The 22,617-nt window shown below is 72.5% G+C and carries 22 protein-coding genes; 3 read left to right on the plus strand and 19 right to left on the minus strand.

Annotation, left to right across the window (positions count from 1 at the left end; all coding sequences use genetic code 11):
- Positions 1-129: 129 nt before the first annotated feature.
- From aspS to OCU29_RS17575, 3 genes are read right to left on the minus strand one after another with little or no spacing between them, the layout of a single operon-like run.
- Entirely contained in the window at positions 130-1,935 is a 1,806-nt protein-coding gene (gene aspS, locus OCU29_RS17565; RefSeq protein ID WP_261820940.1) for an aspartate--tRNA ligase, read from the minus strand.
- Entirely contained in the window at positions 1,932-3,284 is a 1,353-nt protein-coding gene (gene hisS, locus OCU29_RS17570; RefSeq protein ID WP_261820941.1) for a histidine--tRNA ligase, read from the minus strand. The genes aspS and hisS overlap by 4 nt, the downstream gene beginning before the upstream one ends.
- A gap of 6 nt (positions 3,285-3,290) precedes the next feature.
- Complete coding sequence (locus OCU29_RS17575; protein WP_179616356.1) at positions 3,291-3,962, minus strand: MBL fold metallo-hydrolase; 672 nt, start codon at positions 3,960-3,962, stop codon at positions 3,291-3,293.
- Between the two features lie 116 nt (positions 3,963-4,078).
- Between OCU29_RS17575 and OCU29_RS17580 the strand changes: the two genes are divergently transcribed.
- Complete coding sequence (locus tag OCU29_RS17580; RefSeq protein ID WP_261820942.1) at positions 4,079-5,320, plus strand: DUF349 domain-containing protein; 1,242 nt, start codon at positions 4,079-4,081, stop codon at positions 5,318-5,320.
- A 660-nt stretch (positions 5,321-5,980) separates the two neighbouring features.
- On the opposite strand, the gene OCU29_RS17585 is transcribed toward OCU29_RS17580, so the two are convergent.
- From OCU29_RS17585 to pdxT, 10 genes are all read right to left on the minus strand, one after another.
- Complete coding sequence (locus OCU29_RS17585; RefSeq protein WP_261820987.1) at positions 5,981-8,212, minus strand: bifunctional (p)ppGpp synthetase/guanosine-3',5'-bis(diphosphate) 3'-pyrophosphohydrolase; 2,232 nt, start codon at positions 8,210-8,212, stop codon at positions 5,981-5,983.
- 91 nt (positions 8,213-8,303) lie between these two features.
- Positions 8,304-8,876, minus strand: a complete 573-nt coding sequence (locus OCU29_RS17590; RefSeq protein ID WP_179616354.1) for an adenine phosphoribosyltransferase — start codon at positions 8,874-8,876, stop codon at positions 8,304-8,306.
- Positions 8,873-10,123 (minus strand): protein translocase subunit SecF, encoded by a 1,251-nt coding sequence (gene secF / locus OCU29_RS17595; RefSeq protein ID WP_261820943.1) that lies wholly within the window; start codon positions 10,121-10,123, stop codon positions 8,873-8,875. The genes OCU29_RS17590 and secF overlap by 4 nt, the downstream gene beginning before the upstream one ends.
- On the minus strand, positions 10,123-11,868 hold the full coding sequence (secD, locus tag OCU29_RS17600) for a protein translocase subunit SecD (protein WP_261820944.1): 1,746 nt from the start codon (positions 11,866-11,868) through the stop codon (positions 10,123-10,125). The genes secF and secD overlap by 1 nt, the downstream gene beginning before the upstream one ends.
- A gap of 1 nt (position 11,869) precedes the next feature.
- On the minus strand, positions 11,870-12,169 hold the full coding sequence (yajC, locus tag OCU29_RS17605) for a preprotein translocase subunit YajC (RefSeq protein WP_179616351.1): 300 nt from the start codon (positions 12,167-12,169) through the stop codon (positions 11,870-11,872).
- Positions 12,170-12,288: 119 nt separating this feature from the next.
- Complete coding sequence (gene ruvB / locus OCU29_RS17610; protein WP_261820988.1) at positions 12,289-13,320, minus strand: Holliday junction branch migration DNA helicase RuvB; 1,032 nt, start codon at positions 13,318-13,320, stop codon at positions 12,289-12,291.
- 54 nt (positions 13,321-13,374) lie between these two features.
- Positions 13,375-13,986, minus strand: a complete 612-nt coding sequence (gene ruvA, locus OCU29_RS17615; protein ID WP_261820945.1) for a Holliday junction branch migration protein RuvA — start codon at positions 13,984-13,986, stop codon at positions 13,375-13,377.
- Positions 13,983-14,540: a crossover junction endodeoxyribonuclease RuvC gene (ruvC, locus tag OCU29_RS17620; RefSeq protein WP_218877213.1), complete on the minus strand. Its 558-nt coding sequence runs from the start codon at positions 14,538-14,540 to the stop codon at positions 13,983-13,985. Before ruvC ends, ruvA begins: the two co-directional genes overlap by 4 nt.
- Before the next feature lie 115 nt (positions 14,541-14,655).
- A complete protein-coding gene (locus OCU29_RS17625; RefSeq protein WP_179616347.1) occupies positions 14,656-15,429 on the minus strand; it encodes a YebC/PmpR family DNA-binding transcriptional regulator in 774 nt (257 codons plus the stop codon).
- 12 nt (positions 15,430-15,441) lie between these two features.
- Positions 15,442-16,062 carry a pyridoxal 5'-phosphate synthase glutaminase subunit PdxT gene (gene pdxT, locus OCU29_RS17630; protein ID WP_261820946.1) on the minus strand — a complete coding sequence of 207 codons (621 nt, stop codon included), beginning with the start codon at positions 16,060-16,062 and terminating at the stop codon, positions 15,442-15,444.
- A gap of 56 nt (positions 16,063-16,118) precedes the next feature.
- Between pdxT and OCU29_RS17635 the strand changes: the two genes are divergently transcribed.
- Complete coding sequence (locus OCU29_RS17635) at positions 16,119-16,901, plus strand: hypothetical protein (RefSeq protein ID WP_261820947.1); 783 nt, start codon at positions 16,119-16,121, stop codon at positions 16,899-16,901.
- Between the two features lie 143 nt (positions 16,902-17,044).
- Here OCU29_RS17635 and pdxS read toward each other — a convergent pair whose 3' ends face one another.
- Complete coding sequence (gene pdxS, locus OCU29_RS17640) at positions 17,045-17,962, minus strand: pyridoxal 5'-phosphate synthase lyase subunit PdxS (protein ID WP_179616344.1); 918 nt, start codon at positions 17,960-17,962, stop codon at positions 17,045-17,047.
- Between the two features lie 20 nt (positions 17,963-17,982).
- A complete protein-coding gene (pgsA, locus tag OCU29_RS17645) occupies positions 17,983-18,639 on the minus strand; it encodes a phosphatidylinositol phosphate synthase (RefSeq protein WP_261820948.1) in 657 nt (218 codons plus the stop codon).
- Positions 18,640-18,748: 109 nt separating this feature from the next.
- Between pgsA and OCU29_RS17650 the strand changes: the two genes are divergently transcribed.
- A complete protein-coding gene (locus OCU29_RS17650) occupies positions 18,749-18,886 on the plus strand; it encodes a hypothetical protein (protein WP_261820949.1) in 138 nt (45 codons plus the stop codon).
- 31 nt (positions 18,887-18,917) lie between these two features.
- Here the strand turns inward: OCU29_RS17650 and OCU29_RS17655 are convergent, their stop codons facing one another.
- The 4 genes from OCU29_RS17655 to OCU29_RS17670 all read right to left on the minus strand — a co-directional run bounded on the left by OCU29_RS17655 (position 18,918) and on the right by OCU29_RS17670 (position 22,615).
- Positions 18,918-19,457, minus strand: coding sequence for an HIT domain-containing protein (locus OCU29_RS17655; protein ID WP_261820950.1), 540 nt, complete (start codon positions 19,455-19,457; stop codon positions 18,918-18,920).
- A gap of 23 nt (positions 19,458-19,480) precedes the next feature.
- Positions 19,481-20,095, minus strand: coding sequence for an antibiotic biosynthesis monooxygenase (locus tag OCU29_RS17660; RefSeq protein WP_261820951.1), 615 nt, complete (start codon positions 20,093-20,095; stop codon positions 19,481-19,483).
- Between the two features lie 121 nt (positions 20,096-20,216).
- Positions 20,217-20,939 (minus strand): TetR/AcrR family transcriptional regulator, encoded by a 723-nt coding sequence (locus tag OCU29_RS17665; protein WP_261820952.1) that lies wholly within the window; start codon positions 20,937-20,939, stop codon positions 20,217-20,219.
- Positions 20,843-22,615, minus strand: a complete 1,773-nt coding sequence (locus OCU29_RS17670) for an FAD-dependent oxidoreductase (protein ID WP_261820953.1) — start codon at positions 22,613-22,615, stop codon at positions 20,843-20,845. Before OCU29_RS17670 ends, OCU29_RS17665 begins: the two co-directional genes overlap by 97 nt.
- Between the last annotated feature and the right edge of the window lie 2 nt (positions 22,616-22,617).

Here is a 22,617-nt window from a genome sequence, read left to right on the forward strand (position 1 = left end):
GAGACTCTATGTGACCCGCGACGCGTCGTCGGTCACTCGGGAGTAACGATCTGGTCTCGGGCCTCGAGACGCAGCGACCCCCCTGCGCCCGTGGCGCAGGGGGGTCGTCAAGGAGTTGTCCTAGGAGGCTCAGGCCTGTGCGGTGGCGGGCTCCCCCGCCTCCGACTCCTCGTCCTCGGGCTCGGGCTCGGCGTTCACGCCGGCCTCGGCGCGCTGCTCGGGCGTGATCGGCGCGGGTGCGGCCGTCAGCGGGTCGAAGCCGCCACCGGACTTGGGGAAGGCGATGACGTCGCGGATGGAGTCGGCCCCGGCCAGGATCGCGCAGATCCGGTCCATGCCCACGGCGATGCCGCCGTGCGGCGGCGCGCCGTACTTGAACGCGTCGAGCAGGAAGCCGAACTTCTCGGCCGCCTCCTCCTCGCCGATGCCCATCACGGAGAAGACGCGCTTCTGCACGTCCTCGCGGTGGATACGGATCGACCCGCCGCCGAGCTCGCTGCCGTTGCAGACGATGTCGTAGGCGAAGGCCAGCGCCGCGCCGGGGTCGGACTCCAGGGAGTCCATGAACTCCGGCTGGGGGCTGGTGAAGGCGTGGTGGACCGCGGTCCACGCGCCGGCGCCCACGGCGACGTCGCCGCTGGCGACCGCGTCGCTGGCCGGCTCGAAGAGCGGGGCGTCGACGACCCAGGTGAAGGCGAAGGCCGACTCGTCGATCAGGCCGCAGCGGCGGCCGATCTCCAGCCGTGCAGCGCCCAGCAGGGCACGGCTGGGCTTGGTGGCACCGGCCGCGAAGAAGACGCAGTCGCCCGGCTCGGCGCCCACGTGGGCCGCCAGGCCCTCCTTCTCGTCGTCGCTGAGGTTCTTGGCGACCGGGCCGCCGAGCGTGCCGTCCTCGCCCACCAGCACGTAGGCCAGCCCGCGCGCGCCGCGCTGCTTGGCCCACTCCTGCCACGCGTCGAGCTGCTTGCGCGGCTGCGAGGCGCCACCGGGCATCACGACCGCGCCGACGTACTCGGCCTGGAAGACCCGGAACGGGGTCTCGGCGAAGTAGGCGGTGCACTCGACGAGCTCCTGGCCCATCCGCAGGTCGGGCTTGTCGGAGCCGAAGCGGGCCATGGCGTCGGCGTAGGTCATCCGCGGGATCGGGCGCGGGATCTCGACGTCGATGAGCGCCCACATCGCCGAGAGCACGTCCTCCATCAGCTCGATGACGTCCTCCTGCTCCACGAAGGACATCTCGATGTCGAGCTGGGTGAACTCGGGCTGGCGGTCGGCGCGGAAGTCCTCGTCGCGGTAGCAGCGCGCGATCTGGTAGTAGCGCTCCATGCCGCCGACCATCAGCAGCTGCTTGAACAGCTGGGGGCTCTGCGGCAGGGCGTACCAGCTGCCCGGGTGCAGGCGGGCCGGCACCAGGAAGTCGCGGGCGCCCTCGGGGGTGCTGCGGGTCAGCGTCGGGGTCTCGACCTCGACGAAGTTGTGGCGGTCCAGCACGTCGCGGGCGGCCTTGTTGACCTTGCTGCGCAGGCGCAGCGCGTGGGCCGGGCCCGAGCGGCGCAGGTCGAGGTAGCGGTGCTTGAGCCGCACCTCCTCCCCCACCTCGACGTGCTCGTCGATCGGGAACGGCAGCGGTGCGGCGGTGCTGAGCACCTCGAGGTCGGTCGTGACGACCTCGATCTCGCCGGTCGGCAGGTTGGCGTTGGCGTTGCCCTCGGGGCGCAGGCCGACCTCACCGGTGACCTTGATGCAGAACTCGTTGCGCAGCTGGTGGGCCACGGCCTCGTCGCGCACGACGACCTGGACGACACCGCTGGCCTCGCGAAGGTCGAGGAAGGCGACCCCGCCGTGATCGCGCCGCCGAGCCACCCACCCGGCGAGGGTGACGGTCTGGCCGACGTGCTCGGCGCGGAGGGCGCCGGCGTCATGGGTGCGGATCACTGCTTCTGCTCCTGATCTGTGCGGGAGACGACCTTCGGTCGGAGGTCGTCGTGGGGCGGGGCCCAGGTGTCCGGGTCAGCGGCCACCTGCTCCCCCGTGCGGATGTCCTTGACCTGGTGACCGGCCTCGCCGGTGAACCAGACGTAGGGGATGCCGCGGCGCTCGGCGTAGCGGATCTGCTTGCCGAACTTCGCGGCGCTGGCAGCCACCTCGCAGGGCACGCCGTGGGCGCGCAGCGCGGTGGCGATGGCGTCGGACTCGGACCTGCTGTCCTCGTCGTTGACCGCGACCAGCACGGCGCTGGGCACCGGCCGGCTGCCGGCGAGCACGCCGTCGGCGAGCAGCGGGATGAGGGAGCGGGAGACGCCGAAGGAGACGCCGACGCCGGGGTAGGTGGTGCGACCGTCGCTGGCCAGGGCGTCGTAGCGTCCGCCGCCACCCACGGACTTCAGCCGCTCGTAGCCGTCCATGAAGATCTCGACGACGGTGCCGGTGTAGTAGTCGAGACCGCGCGCGATGCGCAGGTTGGCCTCGACGCGCGCGTGGCGGCGTACGCCGGCCGAGCAGCCCTCGACGACGGCCGCGAGCTCGGCGAGGCCCTCCTCGAGCAGGTCGTCGGTGACACCCAGCGCCCGGACCTGCTCGACGAACGAGGTGTCGGGCACCCGGATGGTGGCCAGCGCCAGGCAGCGCTCGGCCTGCTCGGGCGTGGCCCCGGCGTCGCTGACGAGCAGCTCGGCGACCCGCTCGGCGGGCAGCTTGTCGAGCTTGTCGATGGTGCGGATGGCCGCGGTGACGTCGGGCAGGCCCAGGCCGCGGTAGAAGCCCTGGATCAGCTTGCGGTTGTTGAACTGGAAGCTGAGCGCGGGCACGGGCAGCGCGTCGAGCGCCTCGACCATCACCCGCATCACCTCGACGTCGTGGTGGAAGGCCAGCGTGTCGCGACCCACGATGTCGACGTCGGCCTGGGTGAACTGGCGGTAGCGGCCCTCCTGGGGCCGCTCGCCGCGCCAGGCCGGCTGGATCTGGAAGCGCCGGAACGGGAACTCCAGGTGCCCGGCGTGCTCGAGCACGTAGCGGGCGAAGGGCACCGTGAGGTCGAAGTGCATGCCGAGCTCGGCCTCGGAGGTCTCGCCGCCCTGCTGCAGGCGCTGCAGCGTGTAGATCTCCTTGTCGATCTCGCCGCCCTTGGCGAGCCGGTCGAGCGGCTCGACCACACGGGTCTCGATGTTAGCGAAGCCGTGCAGCTCGAAGGAGTGCGACAGCGAGGCGATGACCTCCCGCTCGACCGCGCGGGCGGCAGGCAGCAGCTCGGGGAACCCGCTCAGCGGGCTGATCTTGGCGCTCATGGGTCCTCAGAGGTCCTGGAGGTACGGGTTGGTCGCGCGCTCGCGACCGATGGAGGTCTGCTCGCCGTGGCCCGGCAGCACCACGATGTCGTCGGCCAGCGGCAGCACCTTGGCGGCCAGGCTGCGCAGCATCGTGGGGTGGTCGCCGCCCGGCAGGTCGGTGCGCCCGATCGAGCCCGCGAAGAGCAGGTCGCCCGAGAACATCACCTCGGAGACGTCCTGGGCGTCGTACGGCGTGCGGAAGGTGACCGAGCCCTCGGTGTGCCCGGGCGCGTGGTCGACCACGAAGCGCAGCCCGGCCAGCTCGAGCTCCTGGCTGTCGGAGAGCTCGCGCACGTCGTCGGGCTCGGCCCACTCGTAGGAGCCGCCCAGCAGCATCTGGGTGGTCTCGCGCGACATGCCGGCCATCGGGTCGGTCAGCAGGTGCCGGTCGGCGGGATGGATGTAGGCCGTGGCGTCGTAGCTGCCGGCGACCGGGGCCACGCACCACATGTGGTCGACGTGACCGTGGGTGACCAGCACCGAGACGGGCTTGAGGCGGTGCTCGCGCACCACCTCGGCGACGCCCTGGGCGGCGTCCTTGCCGGGGTCGACCACCACGCACTCGGAGCCCGCTCCGGTGGCGACGACGTAGCAGTTGGTGCCCCAGGGACCTGCGGGGAAGCCGGCGATGAACACGGCGCCACACTATCGACCGGGGCGCCCGGAGCCGAACCCAGACGTCGCCACTAGCATGTGACCTCACATCTGCACCTGCCTCTCGCACCGGGGCACCGAGGACACAGGGAATCTTTGTGACGAGCCACCAGTGGGGACGCGTCGCCGACGACGGGACCGTCTACGTCAGGACCGCCGACGGCGAGAGGTCGGTGGGGTCCTACCCCGCCGGCACGCCCGAGGAGGCACTCGCCTTCTTCACCGAGCGCTTCGCAGCGCTGGCCTTCGAGGTCGAGCTGCTCGAGAAGCGCGTGAACTCCGGGGTCATGTCGCCCGAGGAGGCGGCCGAGTCGGTGCGCACCGTGCGCGCCCAGGTCCACGACGCCAACGCCGTCGGCGACCTCGCCGGCCTCGAGGCGCGCCTCGACGCGCTCGCGCCGATCCTGGCCACGCAGCGCGACGCGCGCCGTGCCGAGAAGGAGAAGCGCAACGCCGAGGCCCGCGAGGCCAAGGAGAAGCTGGTCGCCCAGGCCGAGAAGCTCGCCGAGGGCGACGACTGGCGCCACGGCGCCAACCGGCTGCGCGACCTGCTGGAGCAGTGGAAGACGATCCCGCGCATCGACCGCGCCTCCGACGACGCGCTGTGGCGCCGCTTCTCCACCGCCCGCACCGGCTACACCCGCCGCCGCAAGGCCCACTTCGCCCAGCTCAGCGAGCAGCGCGAGGGCGCCAAGGCGGTCAAGGAGCGCCTGGCCGCCGAGGCCGAGGCCCTGGCCGACTCCACCGACTGGGGCCCCACCGCGGGCCGCTACCGCGACCTGATGCGCGACTGGAAGGCCGCCGGCCCGGCGCCCAAGGACATCGACGACAAGCTGTGGAAGCGGTTCCGGGGCGCGCAGGACCGGTTCTTCGGTGCCCGCGACGCCGCCAACGCCGCGCTCGACGAGGAGTTCGCCGCCAACGCCGTTGTCAAGGACGCCCTGCTCGTCGAGGCCGAGGCGCTACTGCCGGCCCTCGAGGAGAGCGGCGACATCGAGGCCGCCAAGCGCGCCTTCCGCGACATCGCCGACCGGTGGGACGCGGCCGGCAAGGTCCCCCGCTCGCGCATGAAGGAGCTCGAGGCCCGCATCCGCAAGGTCGAGCAGACCATCCGCGGCCACGAGGACGAGCAGTGGCGCCGCTCCGACCCCGAGAAGTCGGCCCGCGCCGACGACATGGTCGCCAAGCTCCAGGCCGCGATCGACGACGTCGAGGCCGACCTGGAGAAGGCGCGTGCGGCCGGCAACGACAAAAAGGTCGCCGAGCTCGAGGAGAACCTCGCCTCGCGCCAGGCCTTCCTCGAGATGGCGCGCCGCGCCTCCGCCGAGTACGGGAGCTGAGCACCCCGTAGGTCGCACCACCGGGCCCGCCCGTTGGTCGAGCAGCGAGGGCGGTCCCCGTTGGTCGAGCAGCGAGGACCCGCCCCGTTGGTCGAGCAGCGAGGGCCGAAGGCTCGAGCGTCGCCGAGACCCCGTGACCGAGCGGCGTACGGCGCGTGGGCACGTCACCGGGCCTCGACGACGCTCGTCGCTGGCGCTCCTCACTGCTCGACCAACGACCCACGAGCCGGCCCGTTCGAACCAGCCGGCTCGGCGCACCACCGCCGCAGGTCGAGCAGCGAGCGCCCTCCCCGTTGGTCGAGCAGCGAGGGCCGAAGGCTCGAGCGTCGCCGAGACCCCCCACCCAACGGCGTACGGCGAGTGGGCACGTCACCGGGCCTCGACGACGCTCGTCGCTGGCGCTCCTCACTGCTCGACCAACGGAGCCCAGGTACGGCGAGCGCGAGCCGGCCCGTTCGAACCAGCCGGCTCGGCGCACCACCGCCGCAGGTCGAGCAGCGAGGGCCCGCCCCGTTGGTCGAGCAGCGAGGGCCGAAGGCTCGAGCGTCGCCGAGACCCCGTGACCCAGCGGCGTACGGCGTCCACGAGCCGGCCCGTTCGAACCAGCCGGCTCGGCGCACCACCGTATGCCGGGTGCGCTCGACCGACGGGGCGCGGGCGCTACTGGGTGACGCGGTAGGCGTCGAAGACGCCGGGGACGCCGCGCACGGCGCGCAGCACGGTGTCGAGGTGCTTGGTCTCAGCCATCTCGAAGGTGAAGCGGCTCTTGGCCACCCGGTCGCGGCTGGTGGCCAGCTGGGCCGAGAGGATGTTCACGTGGGCGTCGGAGAGCGCCATGGTGATGTCGGAGAGCAGCCGAGCCCGGTCGAGGGCCTCGACCTGGATGTTGACCAGGAAGGTCGAGGTGGTGGTGGGCGCCCACTCGACCTCGAGGAGCTTCTCGGGCTGGGACTGCAGCGAGCGGGCGTTGGTGCAGTCCTGGCGGTGCACCGAGACCCCGCCGCCCTTGGTCACGAAGCCCAGGATCGGGTCGGGCGGCACCGGCGTGCAGCACTTGGCCAGCTTGACCCACAGGTCCGAGGCGCCCTTGACGACCACGCCGGCGTCGCCGCCGCCCGACGTACGACGGTGTGCGCGCCGGCCGGTGATGGTGACGGCCTCCGCGAGGTCCTCCTCGGCACCCTGCGCGCCGCCGTGCAGGTCGAGCACCTGCTTGACCACGGCCTGCGCCGAGAGGTTGTTCTCCCCCACCGCGGCGTAGAGCGCGGTGACGTCGGCGATCTTGAAGTGCTCGGCGGCCAGGGTGAGCGACTCGTGGGAGAGCAGCCGCTTGAGGGGCAGGCCCTCCTTGCGCATGAGCTTGGCGATCTGCTCCTTGCCCTGCTCGATCGCCTCCTCGCGGCGCTCCTTGGTGAACCACTGGCGGATCTTGGAGCGGGCGCGCGGGGACTTCACGAAGCCCAGCCAGTCGCGCGAGGGGCCGGCGTTGACCGACTTGGAGGTGAAGACCTCGATCACGTCGCCGTTCTCGAGCTTCGACTCCAGCGGCACCAGCCGCCCGTTGACCCGGGCGCCGATGGTGTGGTGCCCGACCTCGGTGTGCACGGCGTAGGCGAAGTCGACCGGGGTCGAGCCGGAGGGCAGCGCGATCACGTCGCCGCGCGGGGTGAAGACGTAGGTCTCGGCGCGGTTGATCTCGAAGCGCAGCGACTCCAGGAACTCCCCCGGGTCCTCGACCTCGCTCTGCCAGTCGAGCAGCTGGCGCACCCACGACATGTCGTCGAGGTCGGCGCGCTTCTCGGTGTCGACGCCGGCGCGGCCGTTCTCCTTGTACTTCCAGTGCGCGGCAACGCCGTACTCGGCGCGGCGGTGCTGGGCGAAGGTGCGGATCTGCATCTCCACCGGCTTGCCCTGCGGGCCCATCACCGTGGTGTGCAGCGACTGGTACATGTTGAATTTCGGCATCGCGACGTAGTCCTTGAACCGGCCCAGGACCGGGTTCCACCGCGAGTGCAGGATGCCGAGCACCGCGTAGCAGTCGCGGTCCTCCTCGACCAGCACCCGGATGCCGACCAGGTCGTAGATGTCGGAGAACTCCCGACCGCCCACGATCATCTTCTGGTAGATCGAGTAGTAGTGCTTGGGCCGGCCGGTGACCTTGGCCTTGATCCGCGCCTCACGCAGGTCGGTCTCGACCTGGCTGATGACCTGGGCCATGAACTGCTCGCGCGAGGGCGCCCGCTCGGCGACCATCCGCACGATCTCGTCGTAGATCTTGGGGTGCAGGGTGGCGAACGCGAGGTCCTCCAGCTCCCACTTGATGGTGTTCATGCCCAGCCGGTGGGCCAGCGGGGCGTAGATGTCGAGGGTCTCGCGCGCCGTGCGCTCCTGGCTCTTCTGCGGCACGAACCGCAGGGTGCGCATGTTGTGCAGCCGGTCGGCGAGCTTGATGACCAGCACCCGGATGTCGCGCGACATCGCGACGATCATCTTGCGGATCGTCTCGGCCTGCGCGGAGTCGCCGTAGACGACCTTGTCGAGCTTGGTCACCCCGTCGACCAGCAGCGCCACCTCCTCGCCGAAGTCGGCCGTCAGCTCCTCGAGCGTGTACGGCGTGTCCTCGACGGTGTCGTGCAGCAGGGCGGCCGCCAGGGTCGGCTCGGTCATGCCGATGCCGGCCAGGATCGTGGTGACCGCCAGCGGGTGCGTGATGTAGGGGTCGCCGCTCTTGCGCATCTGGGTGCCGTGCAGCCGCTCGGCGGTGACGTAGGCACGCTCCAGCAGGGCCAGGTCGGCCTTGGGGTGGTTGGCGCGCACGGCGCGGAACAGCGGCTCCAGGACCGGGTTGGCGCCCTGCCCGCGGTGGCCCATCCGGGCCAGGCGGGCGCGCATGCTGCGAGCGGAGGCCGGTACGGCGTCGTGGGCGCGCTCCGACCCCGCCTCGGGCGTCGGGGCGGGTCGGTCCTGGCTCACGTCACTCAGTCTAGGACTCGGTCTCGGGAGCGTCGGCGCCGACGCTCATCAACGTCGTGACGGCGACCTCGCCGAGCGCCTCGCGCCAGGGCAGGAACGCCAGGTCCATCAGCACCGCGACCCCCACCACCTCGGCGCCGCAGCGCTCGACCAGGTCGACGGTGGCGCGCGCCGTGCCGCCGGTGGCCAGCACGTCGTCGACCAGCAGCACCCGGTGGCCGGCGCGCACGCCGTCGGTGTGCATCTCCAGCGTGGCCGAGCCGTACTCGAGGTCGTAGGAGACAGCATGGGTCTCGCGCGGCAGCTTGCCGGCCTTGCGCACCGGCACGAAGCCGGCGCCCAGGGCCAGCGCCACCGGGGCGCCGAGGATGAAGCCGCGCGCCTCCATGCCCACCACCACGTCGACGACCGGGCGGCCGTCGGCGTCGCGGCCCGCGTGCGCGAGCCCGGCCACCACGGCCGCGAGGCCGTCGTGGTCGGCCAGCAGCGGCGTGATGTCCTTGAAGACCACCCCGGGCTCGGGGTAGTCGGGCACGTCGCGCACCAGCCGGCCCAGCGCCTCGCGGGCCGCGTCGAGGCTCACTTCTTGCCGCGCTTCGAGCGGGTCTGGCGGCTCGGCTGCTGGCGGCCGGCGGCGCCGCTGCGGCGCACCTCGCCACGGGCCTGGGGCAGGGTGCGGCCCCGGCCCATCGGCTCCTGGGCGCGCGGCGGCGCGGTGCGCGGCTCGGCCGGCACCGTCGCCGGCACCGGCGCGCCGGGGGCGCCCGGGGCGGGTCGAGTGCCCGGCTCGTCGGTGACGGCCATGCCCTCGGAGTAGCCCGGCACCGCGGCGTAGCGGTCGCCCTGGCGGGCGCGCGCCTTGGCGCGGCGCTCGGCCATCACGACCTCGGTCTCCCCCGCCTTCAGGTCCACCAGGAACGGGGTGGCGATGAAGACCGAGGAGTAGGTGCCGGCGGCCATGCCGACGAACAGCGCGAGCGCCAGGTCCTGCAGCGAGCTGGCACCCAGCTGGATCGCGCCGACGTAGAGGATCGCCCCGACGGGCAGCAGCGCGACCAGCGAGGTGTTGATCGAGCGCACCAGGGTCTGGTTGACCGCCAGGTTGGCGGCGGCGGCGTACGTCGTGCCGCCCCGGCCGAGCCCGGCGGTGTTCTCGCGGACCTTGTCGAAGACCACGACGGTGTCGTAGAGCGAGAACGCCAGGATCGTCAGCAGACCGGTGACGGTCGCGGGCGTGACCTCGAAGCCGGAGAGCGCGTAGACGCCGACCGTGATCACCACGTCGTGGGCCAGCGCGACCAGCGCCGCCACCGACATCTTCCACTCGCGGAAGTACGCCCAGATGAAGAGCACCACGAAGAAGAGGAAGACGGCCAGACCGATCAGCGAGGAGCGGGCCACGTCGGCGCCCCAGCTGGCCCCGATGTCCTCCTGCGAGAGGTCGGCGGCGGCGTCGATGCCGGTGGCCTCGACGATCGCGCGGGCGACCTCGGTGCTCTCCTCCTGGGAGAGCTGGCCGGTCTGGACGAGCAGCGAGTCCTCGCCCAGGGTGCTGACCACGGGCGAGGCAGCGCCCTCGACGCCGGTGTCGGCGACGGTCGAGCGCAGGTCGTCGGCCTGCTCCTGGGTCGCCTCGGTGCCGAGGCTGACGCGGTACTGCGTGCCGCCGGTGAACTCGATGCCGAGGTCGAGGCCGCGCACGCTGAGGCCGAGCACCGCCACGGCGACCAGCACCGCGGAGATGGCGTACCAGAGCCACTTCTTGCCGACGAAGTCGACGGAGCGCCTGCCGGTGTAGAGGTCGTTGCCGAGTCGTGAGTACCGGCCCATCAGGCGGTCCCTCCTGCCGGGACGCGGTCGACACCGAGGGTCTCGGGGTTGAGGCCCGAGAGCTTGTGACCGCTGTGGAAGAACGGGAAGCGGGCCAGCCACGAGACGGCCGGCTTGGTGAAGAAGAAGAACACCACCAGGTCGATGATCGTGGTCAGGCCCAGCGCGAACGCGAAGCCCTTCACGACGCCGGCCGCGAAGATGTAGAGGATCACTGCGGCGAGGATCGAGACGACGTCGGCGGCCACCGCGGTGTTGCGGGCCCGCTTCCAGCCCGACTCGACGGCCACCCGCATCGACTTGCCGTCGCGCATCTCGTCGCGGATCCGCTCGAAGAGCACGATGAAGGAGTCGGCGGTGATGCCGACGGCCACGATCAGCCCGGCGATGCCGGGCAGGGTGAGCGTGAAGCCGGCGGTCTCGCTGAGCAGCAGCACCATCCCGTAGGTGATGGCGCCGGCCACCACCAGCGAGGCGATGACGACGGTGCCCAGCCCGCGGTAGTAGAGCAGGCAGTAGAGCATCACGACGCCCAGGCCGATGCCGCCGGCCAGCAGGCCCGCGGAGAGCTGGTCACCGGCGAGGGTGGGGCCCACGACCTGGGTCAGCGGGTCGTCCTCGAAGGCGATCGGCAGCGCGCCGAACTTCAGGCTGGTGGCCAGGCTGGCGGCGCGCTCCTCGTTGAAGTCGCCGGTGATCTGGGCGTTGCCGTCGACGATGACGCCGTTCATGGTCGGCGCGGACAGCACCTGGCCGTCGAGCACGATCGCGAACTGCTTCTCGGTGCCGAAGAGCGAGCGCGAGATCTCGGCGAAGGTGCGGGTGCCGCCACCGTCGAAGGACAGCAGCACGGCGTAGGCGACCTGGCCCTGCGGGATCGCCGACGAGGCGTCGGAGAGCTCGGTGCCCTCGATCATGGCCGGCGAGAGCAGGTAGGCCACGCCGTCCTCGTCGCAGGTCACCAACGGGGTCTCGGGGTCGTCGGCCATCGGCGTGCCGGAGCCGTCGGCGGGGCACTGGTACTGCGCGAAGGCCGCGACGCACTCGGAGGTGGGCTGGTCGACCCACTGCAGCGGCTCGTCGGTCAGCGGGTCGTCGGCGGCGGCGGTGACGCACTGCTCGTAGACGTCGGCCTGGTTGTTCTTCTTGGTGCCGCCCATCTGGGTGGGCTCCTCGGTCGGCTCCCCGGTGGGCTCCTCCGTGGGCTGCTCGCCCTCGCCGCCGGCCTTGACGCCGAAGCCGAGCGTGGGGCGGTTGTTGCCCTGCTGCTGCTCGGAGCCGGCCGACCCGTTAGAGCCGTCGGCACCGTTGCCGCCGCCGTTCGTGGTGGGCGCCTCGGGGATGATCTGCTCGGGCAGCCCGGTGGTGCTCTGGCAGCGCCCGTCGACCTGGGAGCAGGCCACCAGGCGGAAGCGCAGCTGGGCGGTGCGCTGGACGGTGTCGAGCAGGTCGCGGCGGTTCTCGCCGGGGACCTCCACCACGATGTCCTGGCCGCCCTGCGTGGTCACCTCGGCCTCGGCGACGCCCGAGCCGTTGACGCGGTCGTCGATGATCTTGCGGGCCTCCTCGAGCGACTCGTCGGTCGGGTCGCCCTCGGCGCGCAGCGTGATGCTGGTGCCGCCCTGCAGGTCCAGGCCGAGCTGGGGCGTCCAGCTGCCGGCCAGGGCCACCAGGCCGAAGAGCACGGCGACCGAGGCGAAGAAGGCGACCAGGGTGCGCCCGGGGTTGGAGGGGCGTCGGGCCACCTCAGAGCTCCTCGGGACCGGCGGGGTCGGCCGGCTCGTCGACGCGGGAGACGATGCGGCCGACGGCGCCACGCGCGACGCGCAGCACCACGCCGGGGCTGACCTCGAGCTCGAAGGTGTCGTCGGCGAGGCCGCGCACGGTGCCCTGGATGCCCGAGGTCAGCATGACCTCGTCACCCACGGCGATGGACTGCTGCATCGAGATGAGCTCGCGGTTGCGCCGTGACTGCGGACGGATGATCAGCAGCCAGAACACGAACGCGATGCCCAGCAGGGGCAGGAAGGGGGCGATGGCCTCCACGAAGGACCTCTCCACGTACGACGACAGGGGTGACCGCCGGGCTCGGGCCCGGGGACGGCCGCGCGAAAGTGTAGCCGCGGGGGTGTGGCCCACGGCATCGCCGCCCTGCCGGGTGCCGCTCAGTCGGCGTCGGAGCCGAAGAGGGTCTCCTCGCCGCCCGCCGGCGGGGCCAGGCCCAGGTGGGTCCAGGCGGCCGGGGTGGCCACCCGGCCACGCGGCGTACGGGCCAGGAAGCCGATGCGCACCAGGAAGGGCTCGGCGACCTCCTCGACGGTCTCGCGCTCCTCGCCCACGGCGACCGCGAGGGTGGAGACACCGACGGGCCCGCCGCTGAAGCGTCGGCACAGCACGTCGATGACACCACGGTCGAGACGGTCGAGGCCCAGCGCGTCGACCTCGTACAGGTCGAGCGCGGCCTCGGCGACCCCGAGGGTCACGACGCCGTCGGCACGCACCTGGGCGTAGTCGCGCACCCGGCGCAGCAGCCTGTTGGCGATGCGCGGAGTGCCGCGAGAGCGGGAGGCGATCTCGGCGGAGCCCTCGGCGGTCAGGTCGACACCGAGGAGCCCGGCCGAGCGGTGCACGATCGTGTCGAGGTCCCGGGGCTCGTAGAACTCCAGCTGGGCGGTGAACCCGAAGCGGTCGCGCAGCGGCCCGGGCAGCAGGCCGGCACGGGTGGTGGCGCCGACCAGGGTGAAGGGCGGGATCTCCAGCGGGATCGCCGTGGCCCCGGGTCCCTTGCCGATGACGACGTCGACCCGGAAGTCCTCCATCGCCATGTAGAGCATCTCCTCGGCCGGCCGCGACATCCGGTGGATCTCGTCGATGAAGAGCACGTCCCCCTCGTTGAGCCCCGACAGGATCGCCGCCAGGTCGCCGGCGTGGGTGATCGCCGGGCCGCTGGTCAACCGCAGCGGGACGCTCATCTCGTGGGCGATGATCATCGCCAGCGTCGTCTTGCCCAGGCCCGGAGGGCCCGAGAGCAGCACGTGGTCGGGGGCGCGCTCGCGCATCCGGGCGGCCTCGAGCACCAGGCCGAGCTGGTCGCGCACCCGCTGCTGACCCACGACCTCGTCGAGGGTGCGGGGCCGCAGCGCCGCCTCGACGGCCCGCTCGTCGCCGTCGGCCTCGGCCACGGTCAGGGAGCGCAGGTGGCTCTCCTCGGCGGCGGCGTACTCGTCGTAGGGGTCCTCGTGCACGACCGATCAGGCCTTCGAGAGCATGCGCAGGGCCGAGCGCAGCAGGGTCGCGACGTCGGGGCTCTCCCCCGCCTCGGGTGCCACGTCGTCGACCGCGCGGTCGGCGTCCTTGGCCGACCAGCCGAGGCCGACGAGGCCCTGGTGGACCTGGTCGCGCCAGGGCTCGGCGCTGGCCGCCGGGGCCGCGGTCCCGCGAGTGTCGACCGGCGCCCCGAGGCGGTCCTTGAGCTCGAGGATGATCCGCTGGGCGCCCTTCTGGCCGATGCCGGGCACCCGGGTCAGGGTCTTGACGTCCTCGGAGCCCACGGCGCGGCGCAGGTCGTCGGGAGCGAGCACCGCGAGCATCGCCTGCGCCAGCTTGGGCCCCACCCCGGAAGCGGTCTGCAGCAGCTCGAAGCAGGCCTTCTCGTCGTCGTCGAGGAAGCCGAAGAGGGTCAGCGACTCCTCGCGCACCACCATCGAGGTCGGCAGGGTGGCCTGCTGGCCGGTGCCGATCTTGGGCGAGAGCGTGGCCAGGGTGCCGGGGGTGCACATCAGCTCGAGGCCGACGCCGCCGACCTCGAGCACGGCGCTGTTGAGGGTCACCGCGGCCACGGGGCCTCGGACGTAGGCGATCACGGGGTCCTCCTGGGGACGGCGCGGGCGGGGACGGCGCGGGCAGGGACGGCTCGGGTCTGGCGGGCCACGGCCTGCTCGAGGCGGGCCTGGGCGCCGCCGCGCCAGATGTGGGTGATGGCCAGCGCCAGCGCATCGGCAGCGTCGGCGGGCTTGGGCGGGGCGTCGAGGCGCAGGATGCGGGTCACCATCGCCCCCACCTGCTGCTTGGTGGCCCGGCCGCTGCCGGAGACGGCGGCCTTGACCTCGCTGGGGGTGTGCAGCGCGATCGGCAGCCCCCGGCGTGCGGCGACCACCATGGCGATGCCGCTGGCCTGGGCGGTGCCCATCACGGTCGAGACGTCGGAGCGGGCGAAGACCCGCTCGACGGCCACCGCGTCGGGCCGGTGCTCCTCGATCCAGGCCTCGACACCCTTCTCGATGGTCACCAGCCGCTGGGCCACCGGCAGGTCGCTGCTGGTGCGCAGCACGTTGACGTCGACCAGGCTCAGCGGACGCCCGACCGAGCCGTCGACCACGCCCATCCCGCAGCGGGTCAGCCCGGGGTCGATCCCCAGCACGCGCATCGGTCCACCTCTCCGTCGAACGTCTGTTCGCACGGCTCGACGGTACGCGACCGGCCCGGCCGCTCGTCGTACGACACGCGGGGGCGCGCGGCCTTCGGCCGGGTGCTCAGTCCTCGGAGTCCTCGAGCTCGGCCATCACGACGTCGGGGACGTCGAAGTTGGCGTAGAGGTTCTGCACGTCGTCGAGGTCCTCGAGGACGTCGACGAGGCGGAACATCTTGGCGGCGCCGTCCTTGTCGAGCGCCACCTGCATGTCGGGCACGAACTGCGCCTCGGCGGAGTCGTAGTCGATGCCGGCGGCCTGCAGGGCGGTGCGCACGGCGACCAGGTCGGTGGCCTCGGAGACGACCTCGAAGGACTCCCCCAGGTCGTTGACGTCCTCGGCGCCGGCGTCGAGGGTGGCCTCGAGCAGGTCGTCCTCGGCGACGGTGCGGCCCTCCTGGTCCTTGGCCACCACGACGACGCCCTTGCGGTGGAAGAGGAACGAGACCGAGCCCGGGTCGGCCAGCGAGCCGCCGTTGCGGGTCATCGCGGTGCGGACCTCCATGGCGGCCCGGTTCTTGTTGTCGGTGAGGCACTCGATGAGCATCGCGACGCCGCTGGGGCCGTAGCCCTCGTACATGATCGTCTGGTAGTCGGCGCCGCCGGTCTCGGCGCCGGAGCCGCGCTTGACCGCGCGGTCGATGTTGTCGTTGGGGACCGAGGACTTCTTGGCCTTCTGGATCGCGTCGTAGAGCGTGGGGTTGCCGGTGGGGTCACCGCCACCCATCCGGGCCGCGACCTCGACGTTCTTGACGAGCTTGGCGAACATCTTGCCGCGCTTGGCGTCGACGATCGCCTTCTTGTGCTTGGTGGTCGCCCACTTGGAGTGTCCAGACATGCGTCTTCCCGTCTACTCGGCTCTGCTGCGTGGCCGCACCAGGTCCACGAGCAGCTGGTGGACCCGGGAGTCGCCCCCCACCTCGGGGTGGAACGACGTCGCCATCAGGTGGCCCTCACGGACCGCGACGATCCTACCTGCGGCCTCGCCGTGGTCGACACGGGCGAGCACCTCGACCCCGGGGCCGACCTCCTCGACCCAGGGGGCGCGGATGAAGACGCCGTGCACCGGCTCGTCGAGCCCGGCCATCTCGACCGGTCCCTCGAAGGAGGCGACCTGGCGCCCGAAGGCGTTGCGGCGCACCGTCATGTCGATGCCGCCGAGGGTCTCCTGGCCCTCCGCGCCGTCGTCGACCCGGTCGGCGAGCAGGATCATCCCGGCGCAGGTGCCGAGCACCGGCAGCCCGGCGGCGACCGCCTCGCGCAGCGGCTCCATGAGCCCGAAGGTGCGGGCCAGCCGCGCCATCGTGGTGCTCTCGCCCCCGGGCAGCACCAGCGCGTCGCAGGCCGCGAGCTCCTCGGGGCGGCGTACGCGCAGCGTCGCGCAGCCGAGCAGCTCGAGGGCGGCGACGTGCTCGCGCACGTCGCCCTGGAGGGCCAGGACGCCGATCGTGGGTGGGTTCGCAGCGGGCACGGGCGGAGTCTAGGGACCCTCCCCCACCGGTCCGGGGCCGGTGGCAGAGTGGACCCATGCCCAGCTCCCGGTTGACCGGCGTCCTCGCCGTGGCGGTACTGCTCACCGGCGCCTGCGGCGACGACGGCACCTCGTCCCAGGACGAGCCACGTGGCCTCATGAGCAGCACCTCGACCAGCTCGACCAGCCCGACCGGCTCCGGGCCGGCGGTCGAGGCCGCCGACGAGCCGCAGGCGGCGTACCTGGCCTGGCTCGCCGCGCTCGAGTCGCAGGACGCCGAGGCGGCGTGCGAGCGGCACCACCCGGAGCTGACGATCGCGCTGCGCTACGAGGCGATCCTGCTCGACCGCGCCGAGCTCGGTGACCCGTGCACGGGGTTCGTCGCGCTGCTGTGGGAGGACCCGCTGCGCGAGGTCGACCCGGTCGAGGTCGAGACCACCCAGGACACGGGCGAGAAGGCGACGGTCGCCGCCCGCTTCGAGGGCGGGTCGGAGACGGCGCAGCTGGTCTACCACCGTGCGCAGTGGCGGGTGCTGAGCACCGAGTCACGCGTCGAGGCCACCGAGGGGGCGCTCGCCGACGCCCCGCAGCGCTGGGTGCGGGTGTGGTGCGACCTCGAGGTGGGCGCCGACCGCGCTTCCGTGGTGGAGCAGATGGGTGAGCCGTCGGGCGAGTACACCATCGACAACGGCGGCGAGCCGCAGCTGTGGTGGGCCCAGGACCAGTACGACTTCCGCGCCTACCTCGACGCCCGGGACCGGGTCCTCGACCTGGTCGGCGACTACGACGCCCTGGGCGCCGCCGACCGCGAACAGCTGGACTGCCCCGAGCTCAGGTGAGGGCCGAGCGGTCACTTCTGCACCATCGAGCAGTCACAAATGAACCACCGACCGGTCGGTGGCGCCCCACCGACCGGTCGAGGAGAGATCTGTGCCGGCTCAGTGCGAGATCTGCGCCGGGTCAGCGGGAGATTCGGGCCGGGTCACCAGCCGCGCTCGGAGAGGCGGTGCGGGGCGGGGATCTCGTCGACGTTGAGGCCGACCATCGCCTCGCCCAGGCCGCGCGAGACCTTGGCGACCATCGCCGGGTCGTCGTGGAAGGTGGTGGCCTTGACGATCGCCTCGGCGCGCTGGGCGGGGTTGCCCGACTTGAAGATGCCCGAGCCGACGAAGACGCCGTCGGCGCCGAGCTGCATCATCATCGCGGCGTCGGCGGGGGTGGCGATGCCGCCGGCGGTGAAGAGCACGACGGGCAGGCTGCCGCGCTCGGCGACCTCGGCCACCAGCTCGTACGGCGCCTGCAGCTCCTTGGCGGCGACGTAGAGCTCGTCCTTCGACATCGCCGAGAGCCGGCGGATCTCGCCGAGGATGGTGCGCATGTGGGTGACGGCGTTGGACACGTCGCCGGTGCCGGCCTCGCCCTTGGAGCGGATCATCGCCGCGCCCTCGGTGATGCGGCGCAGCGCCTCGCCGAGGTTGGTCGCACCGCAGACGAAGGGCACGGTGAACTGCCACTTGTCGATGTGGTTGGCGTAGTCGGCCGGGGTGAGCACCTCGGACTCGTCGACGTAGTCGACACCGAGGCTCTGCAGCACCTGCGCCTCGACGAAGTGGCCGATGCGGGCCTTGGCCATGACCGGGATCGAGACGGCCTCGATGATCGAGTCGATCATGTCGGGGTCGGAGGCGCGCGAGACGCCTCCTTGGGCCCGGATGTCGGCGGGCACGCGCTCGAGGGCCATCACCGCGACCGCTCCGGCGTCCTCGGCGATCTTCGCCTGCTCGGCGGTCACGACGTCCATGATCACGCCGCCCTTCAGCATCTCGGCCATGCCGCGCTTGACCCGGTCGGTGCCGGTCGTGGGCTGGTCGCTGGTGGGCTGCTGGGGCGTCTGCGTCATGCCCCCGATTCTACGGGCGTTTACCCAGCCGACCGATTCTGCGTCGGGCCCTGGGCACCCGCGGCGGCGTCGGCCGCCACGGCCTGCTTGCGCACCTTCTCGACCCGGTAGACCACGGTCGCGGTGTTGGCCACGGCGAGGATCCACAGGGCGGCGTACATCAGTGCGGGCACGCCGAAGATCGCACCCAGGCCGGTGGCGACCAGGATCAGCACCAGCCGGTCGGCGCGCTCGGCGATCCCGCCCTTGGCGTCCATGCCCAGCGACTCGGCGCGGGCCCGGGCGTAGGAGGTGACCGAGCCCATCACCACGCAGTAGAGCGACAGCGAGAGGTAGAGCATCGAGTCGCCGGGGCCGGCGAAGTAGAGGACCAGGCCGCCGAAGACGGCGCCGTCGCCGATCCGGTCGAGCGTCGAGTCCCAGAACGCGCCGAACTTCGAGGAGCGACCCAGCCGGCGTGCCATCTGGCCGTCGACGAGGTCGCTGAAGACGAAGGCGGTGATGAAGAGGACACCGATCAGCAGCTCGCCCTGGGGGAAGAAGATGAGCGCGCCCGCGGCCACCCCGAGGGTGCCGACGAGGGTCACCGCGTCGGGGCTGATGCCCAGCCTGATGAAGAGCGTGACGAAGGGGGCGAGCACGACGCCCTGCCAAAAGCCTTTGAACCTGTCCAACATGGTGGGCGAAGGCTATCGGTCCTGCGTCGCGGCGTGGCGTCGGGTGCGCCGGAACAGGCGTACAGTCGAGGGATCGGGCCATCCAGGCCCGCCATCAGGGAGTCCGCACATGAGCGACAAGTCGCCGCGGCACGGCAAGTCCCCCAAGTCCACCAAGTCGATCAAGGAGAAGCGGGCCGAGAAGCGGGACAAGCCCTCCTCGACCATCGCCGACCCGATCGTGAAGGCGACCGACAAGAGGCGCTGAGGTCCCTCCTCACGTCCCCGTGGGGTGAGGGTCAGACCCAGGCGGCTGCGAGCAGCTCCCGGGTCTGGCCCAGCAGCTCGGGCAGCGTCTTGGTGCGCCCGATGATCGGCATGAAGTTCTGGTCCCCGGGCCAGCGCGGTACGACGTGCTGGTGCAGGTGGGCGGCGATGCCGGCGCCCGCGACGTGGCCCTGGTTCATCCCGATGTTGAAGCCGCCGGCGCCCGACGTGGCACGCACGGTGCGCATCGCCGCGCGCGTGAGGTCGGCGATCTCGGCGGCCTCCTCGTCGGTGGTCTCGGTGTAGTCGGCGATGTGGCGGTAGGGGCAGACCATGAGGTGCCCGGGCGCGTAGGGGTAGAGGTTGAGCAGCACGAAGGCCAGCTCGCCGCGCCGCACCACCAGGCCCTCGGCGTCGTCGAGGCCAGGCACCCGGCAGAACGGGCACTCCCCCGACGACCCGTCGGCCGGCTTGTTCTCGCCACGGATGTAGGCCATCCGGTGCGGGGTCCACAGCCGGTCGAGGTCGTCGGGGTGGCCGATGCCGTCCTGGTGCAGGGTCTCGTCAGTCACCCACCGATCCTAGGAGCGTCGCCTCAGACCAGCTCGGGGACCCGCAGGTGGGCGATCTCCAGGCTCATCTCGGCCAGGTCGAGGATCTCGGTGTCGAGGTGGATCACGGCGTGCTCACGCAGCCGGCCGGCGTCCTCCCTGGTCTCCAGCATCGACTCGCGGGAGTCGAAGGCGACGGTGCCGCAGGCCCGCCGGGACTCCTCGTGGGTCATCAGGCTCGCGCCGGCGAACCCCGGCATCGCCTCGATGCGCGGCAGCATCTGCTCCTTCCAGGCGCCGACCAGCATGTCGAGGTCGCCGGGGCGGGCCCAGGTGATGCGGCACCAGGCCCCCGGTGCGGTGGGGTGGTCGCGGTGCATAACCGCCACCTCCCACTCCTCCACGTGCGGGCTGCCGCCGAGGATCTTGCCGCCCTCGGCACGCATCGGGCCCAGCGCCTGGTCGCTGGCGTGCAGGGCCTCGAGGTCGCGCCACGAGCTGGTGGCGATGATCCTGCCCAGGTCGCGGTCGGCGACCAGGGACATCCCGACGCAGCCGTCCATCCCGGTCAGCATCGGCATCACCTCGTCGCGGACGAACTCGACGGTGGCGTCGACGGCCCCCGGGTCTCCGGTGATGGTCGTGGATCGTGCGTGCATGACGTGCTCCCTCCTCCGCGAGCGCGCCCCAGCGGCACGGCCGCTCCCCTCCGACTCTCCTCCCGGGCGTCGGGGGCGGCAAGGGTCGCGGGATGCCCTCTTCTGGGGACCTCGCGGGGGGTCAGCCCCGGCGCGCCGCCCGCGGCTGCGCGAGCAGCGCCTGGATCTCCTGGTCGTGCTCGAGGTGCACCCCGAGCATGCGCGCGTGCCCCTTGACCAGGTACCAGACCGAGTCGGTGACCAGGGAGACCATGAGCTCGGCCGACGGCTCCCGCTCCTCGCGCGCCATCCAGCGGCGTACGGCGCTGAAGACCGCGCCGACGAGACCGAAGACCAGCGGGTCGACCGCGGGCCGGACCTCCTCGTCGAGCTCGACGTCGAGCAGCTCGAGCGCGGTGGTGATCAGCTCGGAGACCGCCAGCGCGATCCGCTCGATGCCGTGGGTGAGGGGGCCCGGGCCGCTGGTCGAGGAGTCCTGCTCGGCCAGGCGGTGCAGCGCGGGGTGGGCGACCGCCCAGCTGACGTACGTCGCCACGATCCGCTCGACGATCTGCGGGATGGTGCCCTCGAGGGTCACCTCGGGCAGCAGCTGGGCGTAGAGCGCGTCGACGATCTCGGCCTGCACGGCCCGGTCGAGGTCGGCGCGGTCGGCGAAGTGGCGGTAGACCACGGTGCGGCTCAGCCCCGCCTCGTCGGCGATCTGCTGCACGTGCACCTCGGCGCCCGGCTCACCGGCCTCGACGACGCTCAGCGCTGCGTCGAGGATGCGCTGGCGGCGCTCCTGGTTGTGCCGGTCCCAGCGGGCCTGGCGGCCGTCGGGGCGCGACGTCGGGTCGTCCGCCATCGTGCCCCCCTCTCGCCGTCGCCCGCCTTCCGGGCCGGAGCGTACCCGTCGGCACCGCGGGCCTCGAGGGCGACGCGCAGCAGCTCCTCGCGCTCGACGATCTTGGCGCGCACCCTCCCGGTCGCGGCACCGCGGCGCCGCTCCTCGGCGTCGATGGCGCGCCAGTCGTCCCGGTCGAGCTCGACCACCCCGCGCGCGGCGAGCAGGGCGGACAGGCCGTCGGGCCCCTCGGCGTCGACGGCGGGCGGGGGGACGAGCCCGGCGTCGAGGTCGTCGAGCAGCGACGCGACGGTCTCGGCCGAGCAGGTCTTGTTGGTGCCGATGAAGCCGGAGGGGCCGCGCTTGAGCCAGCCGGCGACGTAGGTGCCGGGGACGACCCGGCCGCTGTCGTGGGGCACGGTGCCACTGGTCTCGTCGAACGGCAGGCCCGGCACCGGCTCGCAGCGGTAGCCGATCGAGCGCAGCACCAGCCCGGTCGCGACCACCTCGCTCTGCCCGGTCGGGCGCGCGTCGGCGTCGGTGCGCACCACCTCGAGGCCGGTGACCCGCTCCTCGCCCAGCAGCCGCACGGGGGCGGCGCAGAAGCGCAGCACGACGGTGCGCAGCGACGGGTCGGGCTCCCGCGCGGCCAGGCGCGCGAGCACCTCGGACCGCCGGCCGTCGCCCAGCCCCGCTCCCCCGTCGTCGACCACGACGTTCAGGCGGCCCGCCTCGGCCAGCGCGGCCAGGCCCAGCAGCTCGGGCAGGGTGTACGCCGCGTGGGCGGCGCTGCGACGGCCCAGCACCACGACCTCGCGCACCGCGCTGCCGGCCAGCGCGGCCCAGGCCAGACCGGCGACGTCGGTGGTGCGCAGCACGTCGGGGTCGGTGGTGAGCACCCGGGCCACGTCGAGGGCGACGTTGCCGTTGCCGACGACGACCGCGCGGGCGCCCGTGGCCGCGGCCGACAGGTCGACGGCGTGGTCCTGGTGGTCGGGGTGCCCGTTGTACCAACCCACGAGCTCGGTCGCCGAGAGCGAGCCCGGCAGCTGCTCCCCCGGCAGGCCCAGGGACCGGTCGGTCGCCGCCCCGACGCTCCACACCACGGCGTCGTAGCGCTCCTGCAGCTCGGCCGCGCTCACGTCGCGCCCGACGTCGACGCCCAGGCGGTAGCGGAAGCCCCGCTCGGTCTCGATCTGCGCGAACAGCTGCTGGGCCCGCTTGGTGTCCTGGTGGTCCGGCGCCACGCCGGCGCGCACCAGGCCGTACGGCGTCGGCAGCCGCTCGAGCACGTCGACGCTGACCTCGGGGTGCTTGAGCAGCTCGTCGGCGGCGTACAGACCGGCGGGGCCGGCCCCGACCACCGCGACCCGCACGGGGCGCGGCTCGCGCAGGCGTCGCTGCGGCGGCACCACCGCCACGGGGGCGCGGTCGGGGTGCGGGAAGACGTCGAAGTAGCCGGCGTTGATGTCGAGGTAGGCCAGCTCGTCGTCACCGAGCGCGGTGTGCGGCTTGATCGCGTCGACCGGGCAGGCCGTGGCGCACGCTCCGCAGTCGACACACCCGTCGGGGTCGACGTACAGCATCTCGGCGGTCGCGAAGCCGGGCTCCCCCGGCGCGGGGTGGATGCAGTTGACCGGGCACGCCACCACGCACGAGGCGTCGGCGCAGCAGGAGCGGGTGACGACGTAGGGCACGG

The organism is Nocardioides sp. OK12, from assembly GCF_024341885.1.
Taxonomy (GTDB): domain Bacteria; phylum Actinomycetota; class Actinomycetes; order Propionibacteriales; family Nocardioidaceae; genus Nocardioides; species Nocardioides marinisabuli.

Excerpts from the sequence above, each read along its gene's own strand:
- hisS (WP_261820941.1), bottom strand. The coding sequence starts at position 3,284 with ATGAGCGCCAAGATCAGCCCGCTGAGCGGGTTCCCCGAGCTGCTGCCT.
- OCU29_RS17585 (WP_261820987.1), bottom strand. The coding sequence starts at position 8,212 with ATGCGCGCCCGCCTGGCCCGGATGGGCCACCGCGGGCAGGGCGCCAAC.
- secF (WP_261820943.1), bottom strand. The coding sequence starts at position 10,123 with ATGGGCCGGTACTCACGACTCGGCAACGACCTCTACACCGGCAGGCGC.
- OCU29_RS17625 (WP_179616347.1), bottom strand. The coding sequence starts at position 15,429 with ATGTCTGGACACTCCAAGTGGGCGACCACCAAGCACAAGAAGGCGATC.
- OCU29_RS17635 (WP_261820947.1), top strand. The coding sequence starts at position 16,119 with ATGCCCAGCTCCCGGTTGACCGGCGTCCTCGCCGTGGCGGTACTGCTC.
- pdxS (WP_179616344.1), bottom strand. The coding sequence starts at position 17,962 with ATGACGCAGACGCCCCAGCAGCCCACCAGCGACCAGCCCACGACCGGC.
- pgsA (WP_261820948.1), bottom strand. The coding sequence starts at position 18,639 with ATGTTGGACAGGTTCAAAGGCTTTTGGCAGGGCGTCGTGCTCGCCCCC.
- OCU29_RS17650 (WP_261820949.1), top strand. The coding sequence starts at position 18,749 with ATGAGCGACAAGTCGCCGCGGCACGGCAAGTCCCCCAAGTCCACCAAG.
- OCU29_RS17660 (WP_261820951.1), bottom strand. The coding sequence starts at position 20,095 with ATGCACGCACGATCCACGACCATCACCGGAGACCCGGGGGCCGTCGAC.
- OCU29_RS17665 (WP_261820952.1), bottom strand. The coding sequence starts at position 20,939 with ATGGCGGACGACCCGACGTCGCGCCCCGACGGCCGCCAGGCCCGCTGG.